Genomic DNA, 2,196 nt, shown 5'->3' with positions numbered 1-2,196 from the left:
ATATGGGGGCACCGGGGGGTCGGCCGGGGGGGGGGCGGTGGGACGGTGCGGGGCGGCGGGCAACGCGCCGAGGTCGGGCCGGACGCCGTGGCCCAGGCCAATGTCTACAATGCGCGGCAGTACCAGGGGGATGCCCGCTCGCTGATCGAGAATGCCATTGGCGGCAGCGGCAACGACACCATCAACGGCAACGACGCCGACAACCGGCTGTCGGGCGGGGCGGGGCTCAACATTCTCGACGGGCGGGGCGGCTTCGACACCGCGGTGATCTCGGCGGCGCTGACCGAGGTGACCTATGGGTCCGAGGGCCGCTACCTGACCTTCGCCCGGCCGGACCAGGGGGGCGACGTCACCATTCGCATCGACGCCTTCGCCTTCAACGACGGCACCGTCACCCGCAGCGACGGCAATGCGCTGGTCGACGACCTGTTCTACTACACGCAGAATCACGACATCTGGCGCGCCGCCGCCGATGCCGATGTCCATTACGCCGAGACCGGCTGGCGCGAGGGGCGGGACCCGAACGGGCTGTTCTCGACCGGGGGCTATCTGGGGTTGAACGCCGACATCGCGGCGGCGGGGATCGATCCGCTGCAGCACTATCACGACCATGGCTGGAAGGAGTGGCGCGACCCCTCGGCCGCCTTCGACACCTCCTACTACCTGAAGCGCTATGCCGATATCGCCGCCGGCGGCATCGATCCACTGGAGCACTACCTGGCCTATGGCCAGGCCGAGGGGCGGCAGATCGCGCCGGTGGTCGGCACGCTGACCGCGGTCGGCTTCGACGCGGAGTACTATCTGCTGGTCAATGCCGATATCCGCGCGGCCGGCATCGACGCCTGGACGCATTACCACGAGACCGGCTGGCGCGAGGGCCGCAACCCCAACGCCTATTTCGATGTGCAGAAATATCTGTCGGACAATCCGGATATCGCCGCGGGCAATATCGACCCGCTGGTGCACTACCACGACCACGGCTGGAGCGAGGCGCGCGAGGCCTCTGACCTGTTCGACGGCACGGCCTATCGCGCCGCCTATCCCGATATCGCGGCCAGCCGGATCGACCCGATGATCCACTTCATGCAGTACGGCCGTGACGAGGGCCGGCTGTCCTTCGGCGACATGGTCGCCTGATGCGATCGGCGCCGGGGGACGTCACCCCCGGCGCCGCATCGTCACTTCGCCAGCGTCGCCCGCAGGATCTGCAGGGTTTCCTCGACCATGGCGGCGCTGACGTCGAGATGCAGGCAGGCGCGCAGGCGGCCGCCCAGCATCGACAGCTGGATGCCCTCCAGCCGCAGCGCATCGACGACGGCGGCCGTGCTCCGGCCGGTGCCGGCGATGTCGAAGAAGACCAGGTTGGTGTCGGGCTCCTCCACCGCAATGCCCTCGATCTGGCGCAGGCCGCGGGCCAGGGCCTTCGCATTGGCGTGATCCTCGGCCAGGCGGTCGACATGGTGGTCCAGGGCATGCAGGCAGGCGGCGGCGCAGATGCCGGCCTGGCGCATCGAGCCGCCGAGGCGCTGCTTCCAGCGCCAGGCCTGGCCGATGAATTCCTCCGAACCGGCCAGCACGGCGCCCAGGGGCGCGCCCAGCCCCTTGGTGAAGTCGAGCCAGAGGCTGTCGAAGCCGGCGGCCATCTCGGCGGCGGGGATGCCGCTGGCGACGACCGCGTTCATCAGCCGGGCGCCGTCCATATGGGTCGCCCAGCCCTGCTCGCGCGCGACGCCGACCAGCGCATCGAGCTGCGCCTGCGGCCAGACGGCGCCGCCGCCGATATTGGCGGTCTGCTCGACCTCCAGCAGGCGCTGCGGCACGGCGTAGCGGTGCTTGTCGCGGATGGCGGCGCGCAGCGTCGCCTCGTCGAACATGCCGCGCGGGCCGCGCAGCGGGTTGATCTGCACGCCGGCCAGCGCCGCGTGGTTGCCGCCTTCGCTGGACAGGATATGGGCGGTCTCATGCGCCAGCACCTCGTCGCCGGGGCGGCAATGGGTGAGGATGGCGATGACGTTGCACATGGTGCCCGAGGGCAGGAACATCGCCGCCTGCTTGCCCAGCAGCTGGGCCATGCGGTCGTTCAGGGCGTGGACGGTGGGGTCGTCGCCATGCTGCTCGTCGCCGACCTCGGCCGCCATCATGGCGTCCTTCATGGCGGCGGTCGGCCGCGTCTGGGTGTCGGAATAGAGGTTGATG

At 69.9% G+C, this 2,196-nt stretch carries 1 protein-coding gene and 1 pseudogene; one reads left to right on the top strand and one right to left on the bottom strand.

Annotated features, from left to right (window positions below; all coding sequences use genetic code 11):
* A pseudogene (locus tag BKE38_RS21715) lies at positions 1-1,137 on the top strand (M10 family metallopeptidase C-terminal domain-containing protein); the annotation flags it as partial.
* Between the two features lie 41 nt (positions 1,138-1,178).
* Here the strand turns inward: BKE38_RS21715 and BKE38_RS21710 are convergent.
* A complete protein-coding gene (locus BKE38_RS21710) occupies positions 1,179-2,195 on the bottom strand; it encodes a threonine aldolase family protein (protein ID WP_083747755.1) in 1,017 nt (338 codons plus the stop codon).
* Position 2,196 lies beyond the last annotated feature (1 nt).

It is taken from the genome of Teichococcus deserti, from assembly GCF_001982615.1.
Lineage (GTDB): Bacteria > Pseudomonadota > Alphaproteobacteria > Acetobacterales > Acetobacteraceae > Pseudoroseomonas > Pseudoroseomonas deserti.
Note: the sequence above shows the minus strand (reverse complement) of the source record. Positions and strands in the feature narration are given on the sequence as shown.